Annotated in this window: 17 protein-coding genes and 2 pseudogenes; 14 read left to right on the top strand and 5 right to left on the bottom strand. The window is 70.4% G+C overall.

Translation table 11 applies throughout. The features are described 5' to 3' along the window. Nucleotides 1–108: 108 nt before the first annotated feature. The 6 genes and pseudogenes from HOV77_RS03575 to lexA all read left to right on the top strand — a co-directional run bounded on the left by HOV77_RS03575 (nt 109) and on the right by lexA (nt 7,900). Nucleotides 109–825, top strand: a complete 717-nt coding sequence (locus HOV77_RS03575) for a Clp protease N-terminal domain-containing protein (protein ID WP_290857485.1) — start codon at nt 109–111, stop codon at nt 823–825. Then, nucleotides 821–883 (top strand): annotated as a pseudogene (locus HOV77_RS34740) (hypothetical protein); the annotation flags it as partial. The gene HOV77_RS03575 and the pseudogene HOV77_RS34740, both read left to right, overlap by 5 nt. A gap of 116 nt (nt 884–999) precedes the next feature. Further along, entirely contained in the window at nt 1,000–1,935 is a 936-nt protein-coding gene (locus HOV77_RS03570; protein ID WP_290857471.1) for a 5,10-methylenetetrahydrofolate reductase, read from the top strand. A 66-nt stretch (nt 1,936–2,001) separates the two neighbouring features. Beyond that, complete coding sequence (locus tag HOV77_RS03565; protein ID WP_290857469.1) at nt 2,002–4,422, top strand: AAA family ATPase; 2,421 nt, start codon at nt 2,002–2,004, stop codon at nt 4,420–4,422. A 67-nt stretch (nt 4,423–4,489) separates the two neighbouring features. After that, a complete protein-coding gene (locus tag HOV77_RS03560; RefSeq protein ID WP_290857466.1) occupies nt 4,490–7,132 on the top strand; it encodes an NB-ARC domain-containing protein in 2,643 nt (880 codons plus the stop codon). Between the two features lie 120 nt (nt 7,133–7,252). Next, nucleotides 7,253–7,900, top strand: a complete 648-nt coding sequence (lexA, locus tag HOV77_RS03555; protein WP_290857464.1) for a transcriptional repressor LexA — start codon at nt 7,253–7,255, stop codon at nt 7,898–7,900. Nucleotides 7,901–7,988: 88 nt separating this feature from the next. Here lexA and HOV77_RS03550 read toward each other — a convergent pair whose 3' ends face one another. Continuing rightward, the gene (locus HOV77_RS03550; protein ID WP_290857461.1) at nt 7,989–10,382 is read right to left on the bottom strand and encodes an FtsX-like permease family protein; all 2,394 of its coding nucleotides are present in this window, start codon (nt 10,380–10,382) and stop codon (nt 7,989–7,991) included. Then, complete coding sequence (locus HOV77_RS03545) at nt 10,379–11,164, bottom strand: ABC transporter ATP-binding protein (protein WP_290857458.1); 786 nt, start codon at nt 11,162–11,164, stop codon at nt 10,379–10,381. The genes HOV77_RS03550 and HOV77_RS03545 overlap by 4 nt, the downstream gene beginning before the upstream one ends. A 168-nt stretch (nt 11,165–11,332) precedes the next feature. Here HOV77_RS03545 and HOV77_RS03540 point away from each other — a divergent pair, with 168 nt between their 5' ends. The 3 genes from HOV77_RS03540 to HOV77_RS03530 are packed head-to-tail and all read left to right on the top strand — an operon-like array spanning nt 11,333 to nt 13,477. Next, on the top strand, nt 11,333–12,583 hold the full coding sequence (locus HOV77_RS03540; RefSeq protein WP_290857456.1) for a histidine kinase: 1,251 nt from the start codon (nt 11,333–11,335) through the stop codon (nt 12,581–12,583). Beyond that, on the top strand, nt 12,580–13,257 hold the full coding sequence (locus HOV77_RS03535; protein ID WP_290857454.1) for a response regulator transcription factor: 678 nt from the start codon (nt 12,580–12,582) through the stop codon (nt 13,255–13,257). The genes HOV77_RS03540 and HOV77_RS03535 overlap by 4 nt, the downstream gene beginning before the upstream one ends. A 1-nt stretch (nt 13,258) precedes the next feature. Beyond that, on the top strand, nt 13,259–13,477 hold the full coding sequence (locus tag HOV77_RS03530) for a hypothetical protein (RefSeq protein WP_290857452.1): 219 nt from the start codon (nt 13,259–13,261) through the stop codon (nt 13,475–13,477). Here the strand turns inward: HOV77_RS03530 and HOV77_RS03525 are convergent. After that, complete coding sequence (locus tag HOV77_RS03525; protein WP_290857451.1) at nt 13,474–14,541, bottom strand: NAD(+)/NADH kinase; 1,068 nt, start codon at nt 14,539–14,541, stop codon at nt 13,474–13,476. The two genes, HOV77_RS03530 and HOV77_RS03525, sit on opposite strands and share 4 nt — an antisense overlap. Before the next feature lie 123 nt (nt 14,542–14,664). On the opposite strand from HOV77_RS03525, the gene HOV77_RS03520 reads away from it, so the two are divergent. The 3 genes from HOV77_RS03520 to HOV77_RS03510 all read left to right on the top strand — a co-directional run bounded on the left by HOV77_RS03520 (nt 14,665) and on the right by HOV77_RS03510 (nt 18,491). After that, nucleotides 14,665–16,296, top strand: coding sequence for a carbohydrate binding domain-containing protein (locus HOV77_RS03520; protein ID WP_290857450.1), 1,632 nt, complete (start codon nt 14,665–14,667; stop codon nt 16,294–16,296). Nucleotides 16,297–16,462: 166 nt separating this feature from the next. Beyond that, nucleotides 16,463–17,305 carry an LPXTG cell wall anchor domain-containing protein gene (locus HOV77_RS03515; RefSeq protein WP_290857449.1) on the top strand — a complete coding sequence of 281 codons (843 nt, stop codon included), beginning with the start codon at nt 16,463–16,465 and terminating at the stop codon, nt 17,303–17,305. A gap of 154 nt (nt 17,306–17,459) precedes the next feature. Continuing rightward, entirely contained in the window at nt 17,460–18,491 is a 1,032-nt protein-coding gene (locus HOV77_RS03510) for an aldo/keto reductase family protein (protein ID WP_290857447.1), read from the top strand. A 133-nt stretch (nt 18,492–18,624) separates the two neighbouring features. Here the strand turns inward: HOV77_RS03510 and HOV77_RS03505 are convergent, their stop codons facing one another. Further along, nucleotides 18,625–19,203, bottom strand: a complete 579-nt coding sequence (locus HOV77_RS03505; protein WP_290857445.1) for a DinB family protein — start codon at nt 19,201–19,203, stop codon at nt 18,625–18,627. A gap of 79 nt (nt 19,204–19,282) precedes the next feature. On the opposite strand from HOV77_RS03505, the pseudogene HOV77_RS03500 reads away from it, so the two are divergent. After that, a pseudogene (locus HOV77_RS03500) lies at nt 19,283–19,729 on the top strand (sigma-70 family RNA polymerase sigma factor); the annotation flags it as partial. 78 nt (nt 19,730–19,807) lie between these two features. After that, the gene (locus HOV77_RS03495) at nt 19,808–21,139 is read left to right on the top strand and encodes a PQQ-binding-like beta-propeller repeat protein (RefSeq protein WP_363259571.1); all 1,332 of its coding nucleotides are present in this window, start codon (nt 19,808–19,810) and stop codon (nt 21,137–21,139) included. On the opposite strand, the gene HOV77_RS03490 is transcribed toward HOV77_RS03495, so the two are convergent. Then, nucleotides 21,136–22,833, bottom strand: coding sequence for an NAD-binding protein (locus HOV77_RS03490; RefSeq protein WP_290857443.1), 1,698 nt, complete (start codon nt 22,831–22,833; stop codon nt 21,136–21,138). The genes HOV77_RS03495 and HOV77_RS03490 overlap by 4 nt on opposite strands. Nucleotides 22,834–22,856: the final 23 nt, after the last annotated feature.

The raw sequence follows: 22,856 nt of genomic DNA, 5'->3' as shown, positions 1-22,856 counted from the left end.
GCCAGCGCGAGCGCCCGCGCCCGTGAGGAGAACACGCACTTCCCGAGACAGCCATGTGGGGGTACAGTGGGGTTATAACCCCACCATAACCCCCTAGGAGCGGTCGTGATGCCGAAGATCAACGTCTACCTCTCCGACGAGCTGGCCGACGCAGTCAAGCAGACCAACCTCCCGGTCTCCGCGATCTGCCAGCGAGCCTTGGAGCAGGCGGTCCGCCGGGTCACCGCCATGCACGAGTCGCTGCACGACGAGGTCAGCCTGGAGGCCAACGTGCAGTTCAGCCGGTTCACCAAGCGAGCGCAGTCGATCGTCTCGCTCGCCGTGGAGGATGCGCGGGCCGACAATCGCCCGGCGTCTACTGCGGATCTGCTCGCCGCCATCGTGGACGAGAAGGAGAACTTGGCGGTACGCATACTGCGATCGATGGAGATCGAGCCCGAGGATCTCACCGCCGCGCTCGCCGCCCGGCACGCCCAACCCACCGAGTCGTCGGGTCAGCGGTATGAGGACTCGCTCAAGGAGGCGCTGCGCCTGGCGGTCACCGAAGCGATGAGCCTCGGGCACAACTATGTGGGTTCCGAGCACCTGCTGCTCGGCCTGATCGCCGAACCGGCCGGGTCCGCCGGTCACCAGCTGCGCAGCGCGGGCGCCGACCTGCGGCTGACTCGTCGCGCCGTCACGGCCGTGCTCGCCGGCTGGGCCGCCCGCAACGAGACCGCGGCTCAGCCCATGGCCGACGTGGTCACCGCTTTGACCTCGGCGGTACGCGAACAGCTCATCCCGATCACGGAACGTCTCGACCGCCTCGAACAGCGCATGTCTTAGCGTTGATCATGAACCTAAGGTCCCGGATGACGGCGTGTCGCCGCCGATTTGGTCGTGATCAACACAGCATCGTCTGCGTGGTTGATCACGACGATAGGTGGACGACACGCCGCACTGGCGGGACCTTAGGTTCATGATCAACGAGGGCCGGCGCGAGCACGATAGGGTCGGCGGATGTCGCGCGATCTTGCCCGCCCGCCGTTGCCGGAGCTCTTGGCGGGTGGCCACTCGGGAGCCCTGCTGTTCGGCATCACGCCGCCGCGGAGCAGCGCGACACCGGAGCAGATCCGCGAGATCGCCGCGGTGACGACCGCCCGGCTGTCGGCGCTCGACGTCGACGGGCTGGTCCTCTACGACATCGACGACGAGAGCGATCGCAATCCGGCCGAGCGGCCGTTTCCGTATCTGCCGACGATGGATCCGGGCGCGTTCCACGCTGAGCACCTGACGGGCTGGGACCGGCCGGTGGTGATCTACCGGTGCGTCGGGAAGTACGCCGAGGAGGATTTGCGGAGCTGGCTCACTGCAGCAGATCCGCAGCGCGTACTGAGCGTCTTCGTCGGCGCCTCTTCCAGCCGGAAAGCCGTGCGTACGGGGTTGTCGCAGGCTCAGAAGCTGCGCCGGGAACTGCGGCCGGACCTGCTGCTCGGCGGGGTCGCCATCACCGAGCGCTACGTCGGCGGCCGGGACGAACACCGGCGGATGCTCGCCAAGCAGGCCGACGGCTGCACCTTCTTCATCTCGCAGGTCGTCTACGACGTCGACTCGACCAAGAGCATGGTCTCCGACTACTTCTACGCCTGCGCCGAGCAAGGGATCGCACCCCGGCCGCTGTTGTTCACGTTGTCGGTGTGCGGGTCGCTGAAGACGCTGGCCTTCCTGAACTGGCTCGGCGTCGGCATACCGCGTTGGCTGGAGAACTCCCTGCGGCACACGGCCGATCCGCTCGCCGAGTCCTATCGGCACTGCCTGGCCGCCGCCCGGGAACTCAGCGACTACTGCCGCCGGCTCGGCATGCCGTACGGATTCAACGTGGAGAGTGTGTCGATCCGCAAGGTCGAGATCGAGGCGTCCGTGGCGCTGGCTGCGGAGGTACGCGAGCTTCTCTGATCGATCTCCCGCCGGGGGCACCCACAATGGACGGCGCTTGGCAGAATCAGCCCCGGGAGGTCGATCATGAGGGCTCGTTCGCGTACCGGTGGCTTGGTCGTCATCGCGATCCTGCTGTCCTCCGTGGTGCCGATCGGCCTGTTCGCCTCGCCGACGGCCGCCATGGAGACGCTGCTCGTCCTGCTGTTCGGCATCCTCATCGGACTGATCACGCAGGGACTGCTCAACCGCCGGACCACCGGGCGGTTCCGGCTCGCCTGGCGGCGGCGTCCGGCGTACCTGGTCCCGGCCGATCTGCCGCCGCCGCCCGGCCTGCTCGTGGGCCGGGAGGCCGAGCTCGCCCGGATCTGCGCGCTGCTCCGCCCGGACCGCCCGACCGGCGAGCCGCCGATCGTCGTGCTCACCGGCGACGAAGGCGTGGGCAAGACGGCTCTCGCCGTGACGGTGGCCCATCTCGTCGCGCCCCACTTCGCCGACGGCCAGATCCTGGTCCGGTTCGACACCCAGCGTCCCGACGGCGACGACTACGCGCGGATGTACCTGGCCCGCGCGTTGTCCGAGGCCGCCGCCGAAGCGCCGGCCGAGGGCGAGTTCGACCGCTGGTATCGGCGCCATACCGCGCATCGCCAACTGCTCGTCGTGCTCGACAACGTCGCGGATTCAGTGGACGTACGCCGTTTCCTGCCGGCCGGTCGCCGTTGTGCGGCCATCGTGACCTCCCGGGCGGCGGTGCGCGACCTGGACGACGCGTACGCCGAAACGGTGCGGCCGTTGTCCGACGAGGCGGCCGGGCGGCTCCTGCACGTGCTCGGCGGGGACGCGGCTGACGGAGTGGAACCGCGGCACGCCGATCGGATCGTGGCCGCCGCGGACGGCTACCCGGCCGCGTTGCAGATGGCGGGTGCGGTGCTGCGTACGCGCCGAAGCTGGGACCTCGACGTCGCCTTCGGTGAGGCAGAAGCGCTCCTCGACGACGCTGTGCCGACACCGGAAGCGGGCACTGGACCGGCCTTCCTCGGGGTGCTCAACCTCGCTTGCGCGCTGCTGACCGATCAGGAACGCCGTTGTCTCGCGCTGCTGTCCTTGTTGGACACTCGGCGGGCCGCGCCGTGGATGCTGGCCGCGCTCGCCGGTGGTGCGTACCCGGACGAGGGCGAGGTCGACGAGGTCACCGCGGCCCGCATCCTCGACCGGCTGACTCGCGTACGCTTCGCGGAGGTGCGGGTGGACGAGCGCTCCGGTGTCACCGTCTACCGCGTGCCCGGCTACGTCAAGGCGTACGCCCGGCACCTGTTGCCGTCCGAAGTAGACAGTGCGGCGGTCGCCCGGGCGATCGCGGCGTACAGCGAGACCTATCGAGCCCGGCTTCAGCGGTCGCCCGAGCGGGCCGCCCGGCTCACCGTCTATCACCTGCTCGACATCGGTCACCTCGACGAGGCGCTGGCCGCTGCTCGGGAGAACCTCCAGCTGGCGCAGGAACGCCGCAAGGCGGCCGAACGCGGGGCCGCCGATCTCGACACCGCGACGGCCGACGAGCGGCTAGCCGAGGTCGCCCTGGCCGAGGTGTTCGCCGAGCTCGGCTGGATCGACGACGCCCTCGCGTACGCGGTGGCCGCCGAGCGCAGCACCCTCGCCTCCACCCGGATGCGGTCGCTGCGGATTCAGGGCCGCGTGCGATGGCGGCTGCGGCAGACGACTGCGGCGATCGAGAAGCTGCTGCTGGCCCGCCAGATCGCCGAGACGCAGTTCCCGCACGATTACCCCGAGCGCATTCGCATCCTCCGGGAGCTGACCGTCGCGTACGCCCTCGACGGCAAGACGGCCGCCGCCCTCGACGCGGGCGAGCTCGCCGTCCGGCTCTGTGACGAGACTCCCCGTGAAGCTCGGCGGCGACCCGGCGCGCTGTGGGCGTACGGCATGGCGTTGACCGCTGGCGGGCACCTCGCGGAGGCCGAGGCGGTGCTCGGGCAGGCCGACGCGCTCAGCGGGAACGAGGAGCTGGAGCAGGGTCTCTGGCGGCCGTGGATCCGCTATCAGCGGGCCGAGGTCGCGCTCGCGCGGCGGGAGTTCGACGCGGCTCGCGGGCTGGCCGCGAGCGCCTTGAAGGGCTTCACCGCGCTGATCCACCGGTACGGCAGCGGACATTGCCGGGAGTTGACGGGCCGCGCGTATTTCCTGGAGGGAGCGTTCGATCGCGCTGTGCCGATCCTGGAGGAGGCGCTGCAGACGTTCGAGCGCTGCGGTGACCGCTGGATCGAGGCCGACACCGCGTACTGGCTGGGCCGGGCGTACGCCACCGAGGACGGCCGGTCGGAGGACGCACTGTCCATGATGGAGGCTGCGCTGACCGTGTTCGAGCGGCTCAAGGATCAGGCTGCGGCCGCCCGTACGCAGTCGGCCCTGCGCGAGTTGGAGGGCAGCCGCCCGCCCTGGCTGGTACGCCGGAGCGGAACGGTCCTGCCCGACACCCCGAAGGCGCTCGCATGACCGGCCCGGGGACGGTCATCAGCTGGCCCAGTCCGCCTGCGAGCACCGGCCGCAGGATGGTGCTCGCATGACCGCCGGAGCCTATGGCCGTCCCCTGCCCGGCTGGCGGCGCACACTTCGCCGGGTACGCCGCAAGCTGCGGCCGTGGCGCGTTCCGCTCGCTGTGATCGCGAGCGTCATCAGCACGGTTCTGGGCCTGGTCTACGAGGACATCTCGGCGGGTCTCCGGATTCTCGTGCTGATGGTCGTCGGCGTGCTCAGCGGCGTGGCCCTGCTGCTGACGGACACGGGTTCGACGGCGACGGCCGAGCGGCGGGACGAGAGCGGCGACTGGCCCACCAGCGTCGGCGGCCAACGCCGGGCCGGGCGACGCCGGCGCAACGCCCACGGAGTCAGCCCCGGCACCGAGCTGTTCACCGGTCGCGAGGCGGAGTTGCGGCGGCTCGTCGAGTCGCACGACCGCCAGCGCGCTCTGCGTACGCCGGGCGCAGAACCGCCGGCGATCGGGTGCGTGACCATCTACCTGCACGGTCAGCCCGGCGTCGGCAAGAGCGCGATCGCCCGCGAGCTGGCCGCCCGGTTGGCCCCCCGCTATCCGGACGGCGTCATCGCGGTCGACCTCGGCACCGCCGGGACCGCCCGGCCGCCGGGCGACGTGCTGCGCGACATGTTGTTGCAGCTCGGCTGGTCGGAGCAGCACATTCCGGCCGATCCGCGCGGCCGGACGATGGCGTTCCGCTCGCACGCGGCGCACAAGCGGCTGTTGTTCGTCTTCGACGCCGCCCGCACCGCCGACCAGGTCAAGATGATCCTGCCGACCGACCCGGCGAACGCGGTGATCGTGACGAGCCGCCGCGATCTCACCACCGACCCGGAGATGCAGGCGACGCCGTCCATGCTGGTCGACGTCCCGACCGCGCCGGAAGCGCTGGAGATCTTCCGGGTCATGTCGCATACCGACGATCTCGATCGGCCGGAGTGCGCGGCGGAGATCGTCGACCAGTGCGGCCGCCTTCCGGTCGCGATCCGGTCGGCCGCCGAGCGCATCGCCGCCGAGGACACCGACATCTGCGCGGTGTCGACCTATCTCCGCGAGCCGGCGACCCGGCTGTCGCGGCTGGAGCAGCCCGGCCGTCCCGTGCGGGCGATCCTGCAGACCGAGTTCGACCGGCTGCTCCCGGCCGAGCAACAGGCCCTGATGTACTTGGCGTTGCTGCCGTCGAAGTCGTTCTCCCCCTGGATCCTGATGCCGCTGCTCGGCGTACGCGCGGGCGAGGCGGAGGCGTTGGCCGACCGCCTGGTCGCCGCACAGATGCTGGAGGTGCCGCCCGGCAACGCCCGCCCCCACGTCGCCCGGTACACGATGCACCCGCTGATCTGGCTGTTCGCCCAGCACAACGCCAACGATCTCCCGGCCGCTCGCCGGGAGGCCGCGGTCGCCGACGCCGATCGGGCGTACCAGGCGCTCATCGCTGCGGTGCTGACCTTGGTGACACCCGCCGAACCGGTCGCCGGACCGGCCGGTGTCGTGGCGGACGAGCAACTCGCCCGGCGTATCGCCGAGGACGTCCCCGGCTGGGTCGCCGCCGAGTACGACAACCTGCTGCATCAGGTGCAGGTGGCGTACCTGAGTCACCGTCGCACGCTGTGCTGGCGGCTCGCTGAGCTCCTCGGCGGGGCGACGCCGCCCGGGCTCGACTACGAGTCCACCATGGACGCGTACCGCAGCGCCGTCGTCGCGGCGGGCGTCACCCGGGCGGCCCGGGCTCGGTCGGCCGCGCATACCGCGATGGGCCGGTTCTATGCCGCCGTCGGGCGCTACGACGACGCCGACGCGGAGTTCGACAACGCGCTCGACTCGGACCCGCAGACCGACGACCCCCGAGTACGCGTCGAGATGCAGCTCGCTCTCAGCGAGACGCTGATCCAGGCGGGGTCGCACGACTTGGCCGGGGAGAAGCTCGAGCGCTGCCTGCGGCTGGCGACCGCGGCCGGCCTCGACGGGTTGGTCTACCTCGCCGAGATCATGATCGCCTTCAACCATCACGTCGAGTGTCCCTACTGGGTGCACGATCGGCTGCTCGACGGCACACTGGACACGGGCGGCCGGTTCTACGCCCGGCTCGCGTACGCCGACTCCGCCGGGCGCGGCCGCGAATGGAAGACTGCGCTGTCGCATCTGGAGGCGGCTGCTCAGCTGGGCGCGGACAGCGTCGCCCGGACCGCCTTCGTCGCCGTACGCACCGCCGAGCTGCACCTCCACCACGCCCGGCACTCCGCAGGCAAGGGCGACGACGCGACCGCCCGGCGGGAGATCGACCTGGCGATCGAGTGGGCCTCCAGTGCCCTGCGCTGGTATCGCCAGATGCGCTATCCGGGCGGCGAGCACCGGGCGCGGTGCCTGCTCGCCCGCGCGTTCGGGGCGGCCGGCCTGCTCGGGGTCGCCGAGCAACTCGTGGATCGGCTGCGCAGCGACACCGAGTCGCTCAACCGGGAGGACGACAAGATCCACCGAGGGCTGCTGGCCCGGGTCCACCAGGTCCGGGGCGAGCTGCTCTACCGGTTCGGCGACGCCGGCCCCGCGCGTACCGAGCTGATCCGGGCGGCGGCGTTGTTCGCCGCGCTGGGCGACCCGATGTCGGAGAACGAGGCCCGCGAGACCATCCAGCGCCCGCCGATCCTGCCACGCCCCCGAGTCGGCCGGACGTGACGGCCACGCCGCAGGTCGGCCGGAAGTGATCGCCGCGCCCCGAGTCGGGCCTGGAGGCACCGGCGGGTCATCCGGCGCGTCCCCGCGCGCCGCGACGGGCGGATACGTCATGATCACTGGGTGGTTCTGGCGGAAGACATCGACACCTCGATCCTGACCCCGCGGCAGCGCGGCATCCTCGGCGTGATCCGGGACTGGGTGGTCCGGCACGGCTACCCGCCCACCGCGCGCGAGATCGCCGATCGCGTCGGGCTCAGCTCGACTTCCACGGTCGCCAAGCACCTGCGCGACCTCGAGGATCGTGGCTATCTGCGCCGGGGCCGGGCGGCCACCCGGCCGGTCGACGTCCGCATGTTCCTGCAGCCCACCGCGTCGGACGCGGCTGACGCGTCGCCGCCCGCGATGGTGCCGCTGCTCGGCGCGATCGCGGCGGGCGGTCCCATCCTGGCCGAGGAGCATCCGGAGGAGGTGCTCGCGCTCCCCCGCGAGCTGGTGGGCCGGGGCACGCTGTTCTGCCTCCGGGTCCGCGGCGAGTCCATGATCGACGCGGCGATCTGCGACGGCGACATAGTGGTGGTACGCCAACAGCCGGACGCGTACAGCGGAGACATCGTCGCCGCGATGATCGACGGTGAGGCGACCGTGAAGGTCTATCGCAAACGGGGCGGGCACGTCCTGCTGGAACCCCGGAATCCGGCGTACGAGGTGATCGACGGGGACGAGGCGGTCATCCTCGGCAAGGTCGTCTCCGTCATGCGGCGGGTCTGACCTCCTTCCCGTTTCCCGCTGGATCAGGGTTCCGGGTCGAATCACTCTGCATGATCCGACCCGGAACCCTGATCCAGCACCCAGGCTCCTACTCGGTGCGCAACGCGGTAGCGGTCCGGATCCGCGCCGCCCACCCCGCCGGCATGAGTGCGCCAAGGATGGCGATGACCAGGCCGCCCAAGGCGAGCAACGCCATCACCCAGGGGTGATAGACGTCGAGGAGCGCTGCGGGAAGGCGTACGCCCGCGCTGTTGCCCATCGCGGGGACCATCACGCCGTGCAACGCCATTCCGGCCGGCACTCCGGCGATGCCGCCGACGAGTCCGATGAGGAATACCGAGGCGAGCACCACCGTGACGGACTGCTTCGGGGTCATCCCGATCGCCTTGTGCACCCCGAGTTCGCGTACGCGTTCCCGGGTCTGCAGCACCACCGCGTTGAGTACGCCGAGCGCCGCCACCGCGACGAGAATCAGCGTGAGCAGGCCGGTCAGCGTGCTGATGGCGACCAGGGTGTCGCTGTGCCCGCCGGGGTTGACGTTGGCGTGCAGGCTGAACGGCGTCAGCGCGGTTTCCAGCGCGTTGGCGTACGCCGTCGCGTCGGTGCCGTCGGTCAGGCCGACGTAGTACTCCGTGGGAGTCACCTTCGGTATGACCGCCGTCAGGGTGGTGAGATCGGTGAAGACCTCCATTCCTTCGTTCTGCGTCGAGAAGACCTCCCCGACGACGCGTACGGAGATGTTGTGCCCGTTCACCGTCAGCGTGATCGTGTCACCGATCTTCGCCCCGGTCGCCTTCAGCATCGGTGTGGGCAGGATCGCCTCGCCCGCTGTGGCGTACCAGCGTCCTTCGGTCATCTCGAAGCCTGCCCACCGCGGATCGCCCCGGTACGCGAGCACGTCCACCTCGGCCGCGACCCCCGCCACGGTGGCGGGCGCGCTCAGCACGCCGTAGCTCGCCTTGGTGCCGGTCACCGTGGCGATCGCCGACGTCACCGCGGCCGGATCGGGACCGCCCTCGTCGAATGGACCGGGCGGCGGACCTTGCTGGTTCACCGGCGGGCCCATCGCTTCGCCACCCTCGGGCGGGCCCATCTTCATCGGGCTCACCATGATCTGGGCCTTGTCGTGCGACCGCGCGGTCTCGATCAAGTTGAGCGACGAGGTCAGCCCGATGGCGAGGGCGACCGACGCGGCGCCGAAGACGACCGTGGCCAGCATCGCCGTCATCCGGGCCGGCCGGGCGAACGGCTGCGCCAGCCCGAGGGTGACCGGACGCGGCAGCGGGAGCCGGGCGGACAGCGACGCGGCGAACCGGCCCCGCCCCGCCGCCGGAGCGCGACCGACCGCGAGCGCGTCCACCGTACGCAGCCGTCCCGCCCGGGCCGCGGCGACCAGCGCGGTCAGCGACACGACGCCCAGCGCCGCGACCACCACGAGGGCGTCCACCCAGGGCTGCACCACCGACGGGGCGGTCTCGTAGACCACGTCGGTCTGAGCGAGGACCGGAATCGTGAGCAGGTTGCCGCCGACGACGCCCAGCACGATGCCGACCGTGGCCGGAATGAGCGCCTGCAACAGGTACGCCCGGACGACCTGCGACGGGGTGAACCCGATGGCCTTGAGCACCCCGATCCGGAAGGTGGCGGCGCTGACCGCCCCGGCGACCACGCCGCCGACGCTCAGCATCGCCATGACCAGTCCCAGCAGCCCGAACGCGATGAGGAACGGCACGAAGAGCGCGGCGGTGCGGTCGGCGGCCTCCTTGACGGTGAGCCACGACTGACTGCCCAGCATCGATCCGCTCGGCGCGGCCGCCACGACGGCAGCCTTGGCAGTGTCCATATCGGACACCGTGGCCGAAGCGGTGAACCGGTAGAGCATCTGGTAGCCCGGCTTCGTCCCGGCCGAGGTCAGCGAGGCGATCGCACCCGGCAGCACCCAGGCGTCGGCGGTACGGCTGACCGATCGGGCGTGCCCGACGACGGTGAGCGTCGGGCGGCCGGGCAGCGCCTTGAAGATCAGCTTCGAGTCGAGCGGGATCTGCTCGGTCAGCACGATCTCCGTGTCGGAGGTGGGCCAGTGGCCGTCGCTAAGCGAGACCTTGTCGATGCCCGATGTCGGCTGGGCGCGCCCGGCGATGGTCAGCGGCTGCAACTCGAAAGCACCGTCGCCACCGCCACCCTCACCGAGGTTCGGCGTCTGGGTCACGACCTGGAACGGTCCGGAGCTCTCGGCGACGCCGGACGCCGCGGCGGTCGCGGCCGCCTGAGACTCGGTCACCGTGGTTCCGTCGAACAGGGCGCTCAGATGCGCGCCGTGCTGGTCGGTGAACCCCCGGTCGAACGGCGCGGTCGAGGCGACGAGCAGCGATCCCGCCAGGACCGCCGCCGCGACCGCCATGAAGGTGGCGAGTCCGATGACGACGGTCTGCACCCGCCGGCGACCGACGCCGGAGCGTACGACCTTGCTCAAGCTACTCACAGCGTGACCCCCCGGCGGCCGTCAGCGTCGAACCGCGCAGTCTCCGTCCGGCCGTCAGCGCCGTGCGGCACGCCGCTGGCCGCGAGATGAGGGCCGAGGGGCCGGATGCCGGGGCCGGTGTCGGTGGCGATCCGGCCGTCGACCAGCCGCACCGTACGCGTGGCGCAGGCCGCGGCCAGCTTCTCGTCGTGGGTGACGAGCACCAGCGTCTGGCCTTCCCCGTTCAGCTCGATGAGCAGTTTGCGGACGTCCTCGCCGGAGGCGCTGTCGAGCGCGCCGGTCGGTTCGTCCGCCAGGAGCAGCGTCGGCTTGTTCATCAGCGCCCGCGCGACCGCCACCCGCTGCCGTTGGCCACCCGACAGCCGTCCCGGGTACGCCCCGGAGTGGCGGGCGATGCCGAGCGCCTCCAAGAGTGAGGCCGCCCGTTTGCGAGCGTCGGCGCGGCCCATCCCGGCCAGCTGAGCGGGCAGCACGACGTTGTCGGCGACGGTCAGGTCGTCGAGGAGGTTGAAGAACTGGAAGATCATCCCGACGTGGGCCCGGCGATACCGAGCCGTGGCCGCTTCGCCCAGTTTGTCCAGGCGTACGCCGGCGACGGTCACCGTGCCCGCGTCAGGCCGGTCCAGCCCGGCGATCAGGTTGAGCATGGTCGACTTGCCGCTGCCGGACGGGCCGAGGATGGCGAGCGCCTCGCCGGCCTCCACGCTGATCGTGACGTCGTCGAGCGCGGGCGGTCCCTGGTCGTACCGGCGGCTCACGCCGCTCAGTTCGATCACAGCCATGGGTGTGCTCCCTCATATCGAGATCAAGTGACGTCACGGTAGGAACCGGGCAGGCTCGCCCGCGTCCGCGCGTGGAGCGATATCGCGTACGCCGTTGGGCGGGGGTCATCCTCCCGGCGTAGTCCCCGGGCTGATGGCAACGTCGCGACCAGCACGGATAATGGCCGCGTGGCGGAGACCGAGGAAGAGCTGACCGAGCGGATCAAGGCCGCGCTGCGCCCGAGCGGGCCGGCGTGGCGGATGACCCTGCGCAATCAGCTCTTCGACATCGCGCTCGCGCTGGTCTGCGCGTTCGGCGGGCTCGACTACGTCTTCGACAAGGCCGGCGACGACACGATCGTCCCGCTGCCGGGTCCGGACGGTCCGGTGTTCGTGCACCAGGACGGCCCCAACCTCGGCGTCTTGATCTTCGTGACCTTGCTCGCCTGCGTACTGATCAGCCAGCGCCGCCGCTTCCCGCTCACGATCTTGTGGGCGATCGGCTTACTGACGATCCCGGTCATCGACTCCATCCCGCGCGTCTGCTACTACGGCTGCGTGATCGCGGCGTACGCGGCGGCCGCGTACAGCCGATATCGCCTGCCGACGCTGATCACCATCGGCGTGCTCGCCCTGCTGACCTGGCGCTCCACCAGCGCCGGCATGCCGTCCATTCCGGACCAGTACGTCGGGATCGTCGTGCTGGCGATGTTGGTGCTCGCCGGTCTCGCGCTGCGGCTCTGGCGCGCCCAGAACGCCGAGAACGCGCGCAGACTCGCCGCCGCGGACGAGGAACGGGCCACCGCGCTGCGCCGCGCCGTCGAGTCCGAACGCTCCCGGATCGCCCGCGAGCTGCACGACGTCGTCACCCACAACGTGAGCGTCATGGTCATCCAGGCCGGGGCCGCCCGGCGTACCCTCGACCTCTCGCCGGAACAGTCCCGGGAGGCGATGCTCGCGGTGGAAGGCGCGGGACGTACCGCGATGGCGGAGTTGCGGCACGTCATGGGGCTGCTCGCACCGGCCGCCGATGAAGCGCCGGACCTCGCTCCGCAGCCTGGTCTCGACCAGCTCGACAAGCTCGTCGGGCGGGTGCGGGACACGGGGATGCCGGTCGCGCTCACCGTCACGGGCACGCCGCGTGCGGTCGCGAGCGGCGAGGCGCTGGCGGCGTACCGCGTGGTCCAGGAGGCGTTGACGAATGCGGTCAAGCACGCCTCGGGCGGAGCCGCAACGGTCTCCGTCCACTATGGAGAAGAGGAGCTCAGCATCGAGGTCACCGACACCGGCGGTCGCGCCACCGGCCAGGGCGGCTCGGGCCGCGGCTTGCTCGGCCTCCGCGAACGGCTCGCGGTCTACGGCGGAACCCTGCGGACCGGTCCGCTGCTCACCGGCGACGGGTGGCGGGTCACCGCCGTCATTCCGATGAGTACGCCGTGAGCGCGCTTCGCGTCGTGATCGCCGACGATCAAGCCTTGGTACGCGCGGGGTTCCGGATGATCCTCGCCAGCGACGGCATCGACGTGGTGGCCGAGGCGGTCAACGGCGTCGAAGCGGTGCAGGCCGTCCGGCGTACGCGGCCGGACGTCGTGCTCATGGACATCCGGATGCCGGAGATGGACGGGCTGGAGGCGACCCGACGGATCCTGGCCGGCGACAGCCCGGATCAGCCGCGCGTAGTGATCCTGACGACGTTCGACCTCGACCAATACGTGTATGCAGCGCTCTCGGCCGGAGCGAGCGGCTTCCTCCTCAAGGACGTCACGCCGGAGCAACTGGTCGCGTCGGTACGCCTCGTCCGGGCCGGCGACGCGCTGCTCGCCCCGAGCATCACCCGCCGCCTCGTCGACCGGTTCGCCCGCCGGGACTCCCCCGCCGCCACGGCACATCGGGACCTGGCCACGCTGACGCCTCGGGAGCAGGAAGTGCTGACCCTGATCGCGCACGGGCACACCAACGCCGAGCTCGCCGGGCAGCTGCACCTGTCGGAGGCGACCGTGAAGACGCACGTCGCGCGGATTCTCGGCAAACTCGGTTTACGCGACCGCGTCCAAGCGGTCATCCTCGCGTACGAGACGGGGATAGTCGGCCCCGGACGGACCGAAAGCGAGTGACATGCCGGCACCTTCGGGGTTCGATTACCTGGTACGCGCGGACGGGACCGTGGTGATCACCCACCGCGGACGCGCGGCGTCCACGTTGCGCGGCGGGCGGGCCGCAGAGTTCCTGGCCGAGGTCGACGACGACCCGCAGGAAGTGATGGCGCGCTGGACCGGCAACTATCGGCGTGGCAACGAGCGCACCGCCCGCAACCACCCGCGCAACCGCGGCTAGCCCGCGCGATAGCCCCAAGGGCCGGGGTTGAGCAGATCGGGCGGGATGGGCTCGGCCGGGCGGTATTCGGCGGGCGCCTCACCGTCGGCCAGCGCCGCCGCCGCGTCGGCCAGCCCGAACCGGTCGCGAACCCGGCTCAGGAAGTCGAAGTCGCCGACCCGGGCCAGCCGGGCGGACCGGGGCGCGGCGTAGACGGAGACCCAGTCGCCGGGCTCCAGTACGCCCCGCAGCTGACCGTCCACAGTGACCGCCACCCGGCCGGAGCGTTCGAGCACCAGGACGGCGACCCGTTCCCGCCGGGCGTCGAGCAGGATGCTGCGGTTGAACGCCATGTGTGGGGCGACCGGGGTGAAGATCAGCGCGTCGATGCCGGGCGACACCACCGGGCCGCCCGCCGCGAAGCTGTACGCCGTCGACCCGGTCGGCGACGCCACGACCAGGGCGTCGGCCGAGTAGGACGCGAAATGGCGGCCGCTGACGTAGACGGCGAGGCTGGCCAGCCGGTCCCGGGCCAGCTTCTCGAAGACGACGTCGTTGAGCGCGGTGATGTCGAGCGCGACGCCCCAGCCGACCTCTTCCGGCGTACCGAGGCGGGGTTCGGGCGGCGGCAACATCGGTCCCCGGCCGAACTTCAGGTACGACTTGATGTCCGGCGGGATCGACAGTGGCCGGGAGGCTCTCATCGTCAGCGTCAGCCGCTCCTCCACCTCGACGTCGCCGGCGAGGATGGCGTCGAGCGCCGCTACCACGTCTTGTGGGCGTACCTCGGTGAGGAAGCCGACGCGGCCGACGCTCACCCCGAGCACGAGGGCGTCGGCGTGCATCGCGACGCGTACGCCCCGGAGGAAGGTGCCGTCCCCGCCGATGGTGACGATGAGGTCCGGGTTCCCAGCCCTGGCCGCCTCCTCGGCGCTGTGCAGCCGCCCGTCGCCGGGAGCGGCGTTCCACACGTCCACTTCGACGCACGGTATGCCGTGCTCGCGGGCCCACGTGCGAACGGCGGCGGCCGCGATCGCCGCCTGCTCCCGTCCACCGTGCACGACCAGCCCGATCCGGCGAATCATCGGCCATCCCCTCGCACTTCTCGCTCCGTCGGCTTTCGCGATCGAGCCTAGGTGACCGGGGGCGGCCCGCCCCGGGAACGACACCTATAGACACAGTAAGGAAAGTTTATTAATAATGCACGCATGAGAAAGCTTCGATTCATCGCGCTCGCCCTGGTGCTGGCCGGTTCCCTGTTCGTCGAAGCACAACCGGCGTACGCGGCCAACCTGCTCACCAATCCGGGCTTCGAGTCCGGCGTGTTGTCCCCATGGTCGTGTACCGGGGGGCTCGGCTCGGTCGTCACCACGCCCGTCCACAGTGGCAGCCGTGCCCTCGCGGGAGCCGCCTCGGCCTCCGACAACGCGCAGTGCACCCAGACCGTCACGGTGCAACCCAACACCGCGTACGCCCTGACTGCCTGGGTCCGCGGCAGCTACGTCTATCTCGGGATCGTCGGCGGAGCCTCTACCTGGACGCCCTCGGCGACGGCGTACACGCAGCTGACCGTGAACTTCACGACTAGTGCCACACAGACCAGCGTCCAGGTCTTCCTGCACGGGTGGTACGGCACCGGCACCTACTACGCCGACGACGTCTCGCTCGACGGTCCCGGCGGCGGAGGCGGCACCCCGACCGGTCCGGCCACTCCGACCGGGCTCGCCGTCACCGGCACCACGGCGAGCTCCGTCTCGCTGAGCTGGGCCGCGTCGACCGGCGCGACCGGGTACCGCGTCTACGAGGGCACCACCCTGCGCAGCACGATCACCGGCACGACCGCCACCATCAGCGGCCTGGCGACCTGTTCCAGCCACAGCTACGGCGTCTCGGCGTACAACGCGGACGGCGAATCGGCCGTCTCCACACCGGTGAGCGTCAGCACCTCCGGCTGCCCGACCGCGCCCGGCCTGCCCGTCGCGCCCTATGTGGATCTCGGGGCCTGGCCCACTCCCCTGCTGACCGACCTGTCCAGCGGCAGCACGCTGAAGAGCTTCACGCTCGCCTTCATCACGGCGTCCGCGTGCAAGGCGATGTGGTTCAACGCGTACGACCCGCGGCAGGCCTGGAACCTCGACCAGATCCAGGCGATCCGGGCGGCCGGTGGCGACGTCAAGGTCTCCTTCGGCGGCGCGACCGGCATCGAACTGGCCCAGGCGTGCTCGACCGTGGCTGCGACTCAGGCCGAGTACCAAGCGGTCGTCTCGGCGTACAACTTGAAGTACATCGACCTCGACATCGAGGGATCCGCGACCGCCGACCCGACCTCGGTCGCCCGGCGTTCGCAGGCGCTGGCCGGATTGCAGCAGGCCAACCCAGGCCTGAAGATCTCGCTCACGCTCCCGGTCCTGCCCGAGGGCCTCACCGCCGACGGCCTCAACGTCGTACGCTCGACGCGTGACGCCGGGGTGAATCTCGACCTGGTCAACGTGATGGCGATGGACTACTACCGGACCGGGGACTACGGCGACTTCGCGGTTCAAGCGGCGAATTCGACGTTCGCCCAGCTCAAGACGCTCTACCCGGGCAAGACCGACGCCCAGGTCTGGAAGATGGTCGGCGTGACGCCGATGCTCGGCCAGAACGACGACGGGCACGTCTACGACCAGGCGGACTCCCGGCAGATGGTGACCTTCGCCCAGTCCAAGCACCTCGGCCTGCTGGCCTTCTGGGAGACCACCCGCGACCGCAACGCGTGCACCGGCGCGCTCTATCGATGCACGAACGTCGCTCAGGCCCCATACGAGTTCAGCAAGATCTTCGCCGGCTACTCCGGCTGAGTTGTATACCTGGCTGGGCTGTTAGCGCGGATCAGGGTTCTCGGTCGAATCTTGGCGCTTGATTCGACCGAGAACCCTGATCCAGCTGCGGATTTGGCGGGCCCGCACGGGCGCGACCAGCGTTGCGTCACGGAAATACCGCGCAATTGGCGTAGGTTCATCCGTTGTGTTGAGAATTAGCCGCATTCGCCACATCGTCAGCGGGCTCGCCGGACTCCTCGCAGCCCTGACCGTCGCGACCGCGGCCGCCGCCGACACGGTGCATACCCTGCCCGGCGGCAACTGGAGCGTTCTTCCAGACACGACGGCGGGCGGATCCGTCACGATCGTCACCGGCCCCGGTACGCCGCCCGCCGGCATCGGCAGCCTCAAACTGCACGTCGACGGAGCCTCGGATCGGGCCCTGGCCGGAACCGACCTCGGCGCACTGGCCACCCGTCCCTGGTCGGGGCTCTCCGCGTCCTATTCGACCTACATCGCCGACGGCGACCCGGACGGCTTCACGCCGACCCTGCGGTTCGCCGGGTTCCAGGTCGTGACGCCGGCACCGGCGAACTTCACCACCTTGAGCTTCGAGCCGCGGCACAACGGGACGATCACGCCCGGCGCGTGGCAACAGTGGACGCTCGGGCCGGACTCGATCGTCTGGCAGACCAACACCGGCGACGGGTTCTGCGGACAGGCCGCCAAGTGCACGCTCGCCGAGTTCGCCGCCCGCTATCCGGCGGGCGCTTGGGGCCAGGCGCAGCTGGGCCTCGGCTCCGGCGTCGCCGGACCGGCCGACGGGTACGCCGACGCCGTCACCATCACCGACGGCACGACCAGCCAGTTCACCGATTTCGACCCGACCCCGGTCCCGTCGCGTACGCCGTCCGCCCAGCCGTCGCCGACCGGGCCGACGCTGCCGGACACCGGAACCGACGCTGTTTCACCGGCGCTCGTCGGGGGTCTGCTACTCGCCGTCGGGACCGCGTTGGCGTACGGATTGCGCCGCCGGCGCCTGCGCTGACGAGCGGTCCTCCCGTCGAGAGGCAGGCGCGCTCGGCTCCGCGCGTTATCCGGGATAACGTGCCTAAAATCCGCGCCAAAGCCGCGTTATCCCGGGATAACGCACGAAAACCATGAACCACCCACGAACCCAAAGCCGGGTAGAGTCGATCTTCATGGAGCACCGTCCCCTCGGCCGAAGCGGCCTGCAGGTCAGCGCGATCACCTTCGGCAGCTGGCTCACCCACGACTCGGCCGCCGCCGACTCCGCCAAGGCGACGCTGCGTACGGCGCTCGACGTCGGCATCACCACGTTCGACACGGCCGACGTCTACGGCCGTCCCGAGTTCGGTGCCGCGGAGGAACTGCTCGGCGAGGCCCTCCACGGCGTACGCCGGGAGTCACTGGAGATCCTCACGAAGGTCTGTCTGCGTACCGGGCCGGGGGCCAACGACGAAGGCCTGTCGCGCAAGCACATCCTGGAGAGCTGCAACGCTTCGCTACGCCGGTTGCGGACCGACTACGTGGATCTCTACCAGGCGCACCGGTTCGATCCGAAGACGCCGCTCGAGGAGACGATGACCGCCTTCGCGGACCTCGTACGCCAAGGCAAGGTGCTCTACATCGGAGTGTCCGAGTGGACCGCCGCCCAGATCGAGGCGGGCGCGGCGCTGGCCCGGGAGTTGCGCATGCCGCTGATCTCCAATCAGCCGCAGTACTCGATGCTCTGGCGGGTCATCGAGGCCGAGGTCGTCCCCGCGAGCCTCGAAGGCGGCCTGGGCCAGATCGTGTTCTCACCGGTGGCGCAGGGTGTGCTGACCGGCAAATACCTCCCGGGTACGCAGCCGCCGGCGGGCTCGCGCGCGGCCTCCGACAAAGGCTCCGCCTTCGTCGGCCGCTACCTCGCCGACCCCGTGCTCCGCGCGGTCCAGCGGGTCAAGCCGATCGCCGACGAGCTCGGCGTCACGATGGCTCAGCTCGCGGTGGCCTGGGTGCTGAGCCGCCCGGGCGTCAGCGCTGCCATCGTCGGCGCGTCCCGGCCCGAGCAGCTCGCGGAGAACGTCGCCGCGCTCGACGTCAAGCTCGACGCCGAGACGCTGGCCCGGATCGACGCAGCGCTCGTCGACCCCGTCCACGGCGACCTGGTGGAACGCGATCCGGCGAAGACCGCCAAGCCGTTCGACGTCATGCCCGCCTGGCGCCGCTGACCACCTGCCCGAGCGCCCGCCGCCAAGCCCTCCGCCGGGAGCGCCGCCGCCGCCGACTCATGCGGATCACGGTTACGCATGCCTCAACCGGCCCGGGAAGTATGCGTAACCGTGATCTACAGGGAAGGAAAAGCTACAAGAAGGATCGAGCGGCAGCGTCGACCCGAGAGTAGTGAGCAGCCCAGAAGGAGCCGTCGGTCGAGGGCAGGTTCGACACGTCGGCCCGCAACCCGACCGAACCGTCGATGAGCTCGCGAACCAGGTCGGCGTGCCCGGCATGGCGCTGCGCCTCGGCCGTCATGTGGCACAGGATCTTGTGCAGGGTGACCTCGTTGGTCGCCGGGTTCCACCACGGCACGTGCCCGATCGCGTCCAGCGGCAGCTCCGTGATGGTGGCTTCGGCGTGCGCCCAGGCCCGCTCCCACAGTCCGAGGATGTCGTCTCTCGTCTCGCCGGTGTTCGCCCACATGTCCGCGTTCTCCTCGGCATCGTCGCTCAGCCAGGGGGCGACTTCGGGGAACGGCCGGTCGAAGGTGTCGCCGAAGTACCCCGCGGTCACGATCGCCACATGCTTGATCAGGCCCAGCAGGTTGGTGCCGGTGGGCACCAGGGGTCGCCGCACGTCGTACTCCGACAGGCCGTCGAGCTTCCAGATCATGGCATCGCGGGCGGCGTACAGGTATCGGACCAGGTCATCCTTGGGGTCGCTCATCTCGACAGCATAGGTTGCAACCGTTCGGGAGCCGGACCCGTGTCCATCGGCGAGAACACCTCTACTACAGGCGGTTTACGTGGATTTCGTCGAGTTCTACCGGTCGACCTCGCCCCGGACCTTGCGCTACGCGTACGGTCTCACGGGCGACCTCCCGCAGGCCCAGGACGTGGTCCAGGAGGCCTATGCCCGCGCCTGGCAGCGCTGGCGCAAGGTCCGGGGGTATGACGACGCCGAGGCGTGGTTGCGCCTGGTGGTCACGCGTCTGATCTTCGACTGGTGGCGTCACTTGGCGGTACGCAGAAAGTCGCCGGCTGCTCGGGTAGGCGTCGTCCCACCACCCTCGGAGGACACGGTTCTCCTGACGACCGCCCTACGGCAGCTGCCCGAACCGCAGCGCCGGGCGCTCGCGTTGTACTACCTGCTCGACCTGTCCGTCGGCCAGATCGCCGCCGAGACCGGGGTGGCCGAGGGAACGGTGAAATCGTGGCTGTCCCGGGGCCGGGCCGGCCTCGCCGAGGCACTGCGAGAGGAGTCCGACGCTGCTGTCATCCCGCCCGTCGAGGACGTCACTCACCGCGCCCGCCGCCGCGTGCGTACCCAGATGATCACCGCCGCGGGCCTGGCCGTGCTCGCGATCCTGGTGCTCGCGACGGTGATCTTGCGTGGCACCGCCCCGGATCCCAACCCACCACAGCCCGTCGCCCCGACCAGCAGCCCGATCGCCTTCCGGAAGATGGAGCAGGCGGGCGGCGCGGGGGTGAAGGTCCCGAAGAGCGTCGATTTCACGATGAGCTCGGTCGTCGGTGACCGAGGGTTCGTCGCCTGGCGCGGGCCGACCGGCCTGCTGGGCATCGGCGCTCTCGACGTACGCACGGGCGACCCGCTGTGGCCGAGCCTGACCTTGCCCGGCGTGTTCGACGACTGGAACGGGATGATCGCGCTGCCGAATGCTGTTGTGAGCATCGGTGAGCGCAATGACGGCTCCGCCCTCGATCAGGAACTGTTCGTCGTGGACCCGGCGACCGGCAAGCTGCGCTGGCACCGGGGCATGAACATCAACGGATTCGACATGCTGGCCTACCCGGACGTGCTCGTGCTCGCCGATCGCGACGGCAAGAAGACGACCGCCTACGACTGGCTGACCGGGCAACCAGCCTGGACCTTCGACGGCGAGATCGCGTCGACCTTCAGCATGCGCACCGCGAGCGACCTGACCGGACCGGCCGGACGCCGATCGGGGCCGTTCGCGGCCGAAGATCACGGCGACACGTTGTTCCAGGTGGACGGCGCGGGCACGCTGACCGAGTACGCCGTCGCCACCGGCAAGCCGACCGGGCGCTCCTGGCCGGATGCGGGTTCGGGGGACTTCCTGGCCTATGAGGGCAGGGTTTACCAGACCACGGGGACGTCACTGCGTGCCTTGACCTTGGAGCCGGGCCGGAAATGGGAGCGGCTTTACGAGGCGCAGGTGCCGGTGGAATCGGCCGACAACGCGAACCGGCTGCAGAACCTGACGCCGTGTGGCCGGCTGATGTGCCTGGTCGACGGCGACTTGTTCCAGGCGGACGTCGTGGCGCTGAACTGGTCCAAAGTGGTCTGGCGTACGCGGGTCAAGGACACCGAGGACCTCCTCGCGGTCGGCGACCATCTCGTCGTCTACGGGGGCGGCCCGGACCGCCCGAGCAACCTCCTTCTCGACAGCCAGGGCAAGGATGTCCTGACCGAGGCCGAGCGGGCCGGATACCCGATGCGAGTCAACGCGAGTTCGATGTTCCTCTACCACGACGGGCATTTGTTCGGGCTGGATCTGGGCACGCTGGCCCGGACCGATCTCGGCGCGTTCGAGGTGACCGGCCTCGGTCCGGGCATCGGTGCCAAGGCACTGATCACCCAGATCGGCGACCACTTCGTGGTCTATCGGTTCAGCGACTAGCCCGGCCGTCGGCGCGTACGCGATCCGGCGACTGAGCGCCGGACGAGCGCGCTGAGCCCCGCCCGGGTGCCGACCACGGTCAGCCGATCGTTGGTCCGCATCCGGCGGGCCGGCGCGGGCCGCCACAACGGCCGGGGCTCGCCGAACTCGTTGACGGCGATCACCCGCAACGCCCCCGGGTCGTCGGCGTCGGCGATCCGGCCACCGTCCAAATCGGACCCGCTGGCCACGACGACCTCCGCGATCAGCAGAACCCGGCGCTCGACCGGGATCGTGCCGATCACCTCGCGGTCCATCAACGCCTCGGCGAAGGCGGGCGCGGCGAGGTAGGAGACGCTGTGTGAGTAGGGCAGGTTGAACGTTCGGCGTACGCGCCGGGCCAGATCGCCGTCGAACAGCCGGAGCACCACGTGCAGGCTGGAGCGCAGGTTCCGCGCCCGCAACGTGGTCTCCAAATTGGACGCGTCGGAGCTCGTGATGGCCAGCAGCGCCCGAGCCTGGTCCGCCCCGGCGGCTCGCAGCGTGGACTCGCGTCCGGGGTCGCCGATGACCAGCGGAATGCCCAGTTCCCGGGCGAGCGGCACACCCCGGGACTTCTCGTCGGCGGCGATGGCGACCATGCGTACGCCCCGGTCGTGGAGCAGTCGCAGGACGCGGGTTCCGACCCCGCCGAGCCCGGCGACGACGAGGTGGTCGGCGTGCGGCTGCCGGAGGCGTACCTCGGCGACGGCCAGCCGCGCCCGAACCATGCCCTCCACGACCAGCGCCGTGATCAGCGGCACGAGGGCCAGCCCGGCGACGCCGAGGAGGATCTGCAACGACTTCTGCCAAGTCGTGTAGTCGTCGTTGACCTCGGTGCCGCCCAGCACGGTCGCCAACGCGACGTAGAGGGCGTCGCCCGGACCGATGCGCAGACTCACCGCCAGCGCGGTCGTCGCGAGGATGATCAGCCCGAAGACGACGCTGACCGCGATCCGCGACTTGCGGGAGACCAACGCGCCCAGGAACGTCCGGATGACGCCGATCCGGTGGCTGCGGGCGGGCGCCGGGCGAGTGCCCAAAGTGGACTCCAGATCGGGCAGCCCCCGCAGATCGGCCAGCACCAGATCGGCCGTCTGCTCGTCACGCGGCAGCATCGCCGGGCCACCCTCGGCGGCGGTGTCGGCCAATCCGCAGATCACATAGCGGTCGCTGACATCGGATCGCCGAGCCACGACGAGCGTACGCTGAGCGACCTTCACCGGGTTGGCGGCCACCTCGCGCAACGCCGAGGCCACGAGGGCCGGCGCGGCGATCTCGGAGTCGGAGAGCACCTTGCAGTCGCCGAGCAACGGCTCGATGCTGTGCGCCAGGCTGCTGTTGTACATCCGGATCACGATCCGCAGTCCGGGCGCCGTCTCCCGGGCCTGCAACGCGAGGTGGATGTTGCCGACGTCGTCCTGGAAGGTCAGCGCCAGTCCGGCCGCCTCGGTCACGGCGGCCTGCTCCAGTGCCTTCTCGCTGATGCGTTCGACCACGAGGACGCGTACGCGGTCGAGTTCGGCGAAGTCGCGGGCGGCGGCCTTGCGTTGTTGCTCCTCCGTCATCAGCACCACGACATCGGTGTCATAGCGGGTGGTGAGCTGCTCGGCGAGCCGGTACGCCAGTCCGTCGAAGCCGCAGACGACGAAGTGTGCCGGGGCGGGAAGGGTCACGAGGCGATCGTATAGAGCCCCGT

The organism is Hamadaea sp. (assembly GCF_013362815.1).
Lineage (GTDB): Bacteria > Actinomycetota > Actinomycetes > Mycobacteriales > Micromonosporaceae > Hamadaea.
This window is presented reverse-complemented; position numbering and strand designations above follow the sequence as displayed.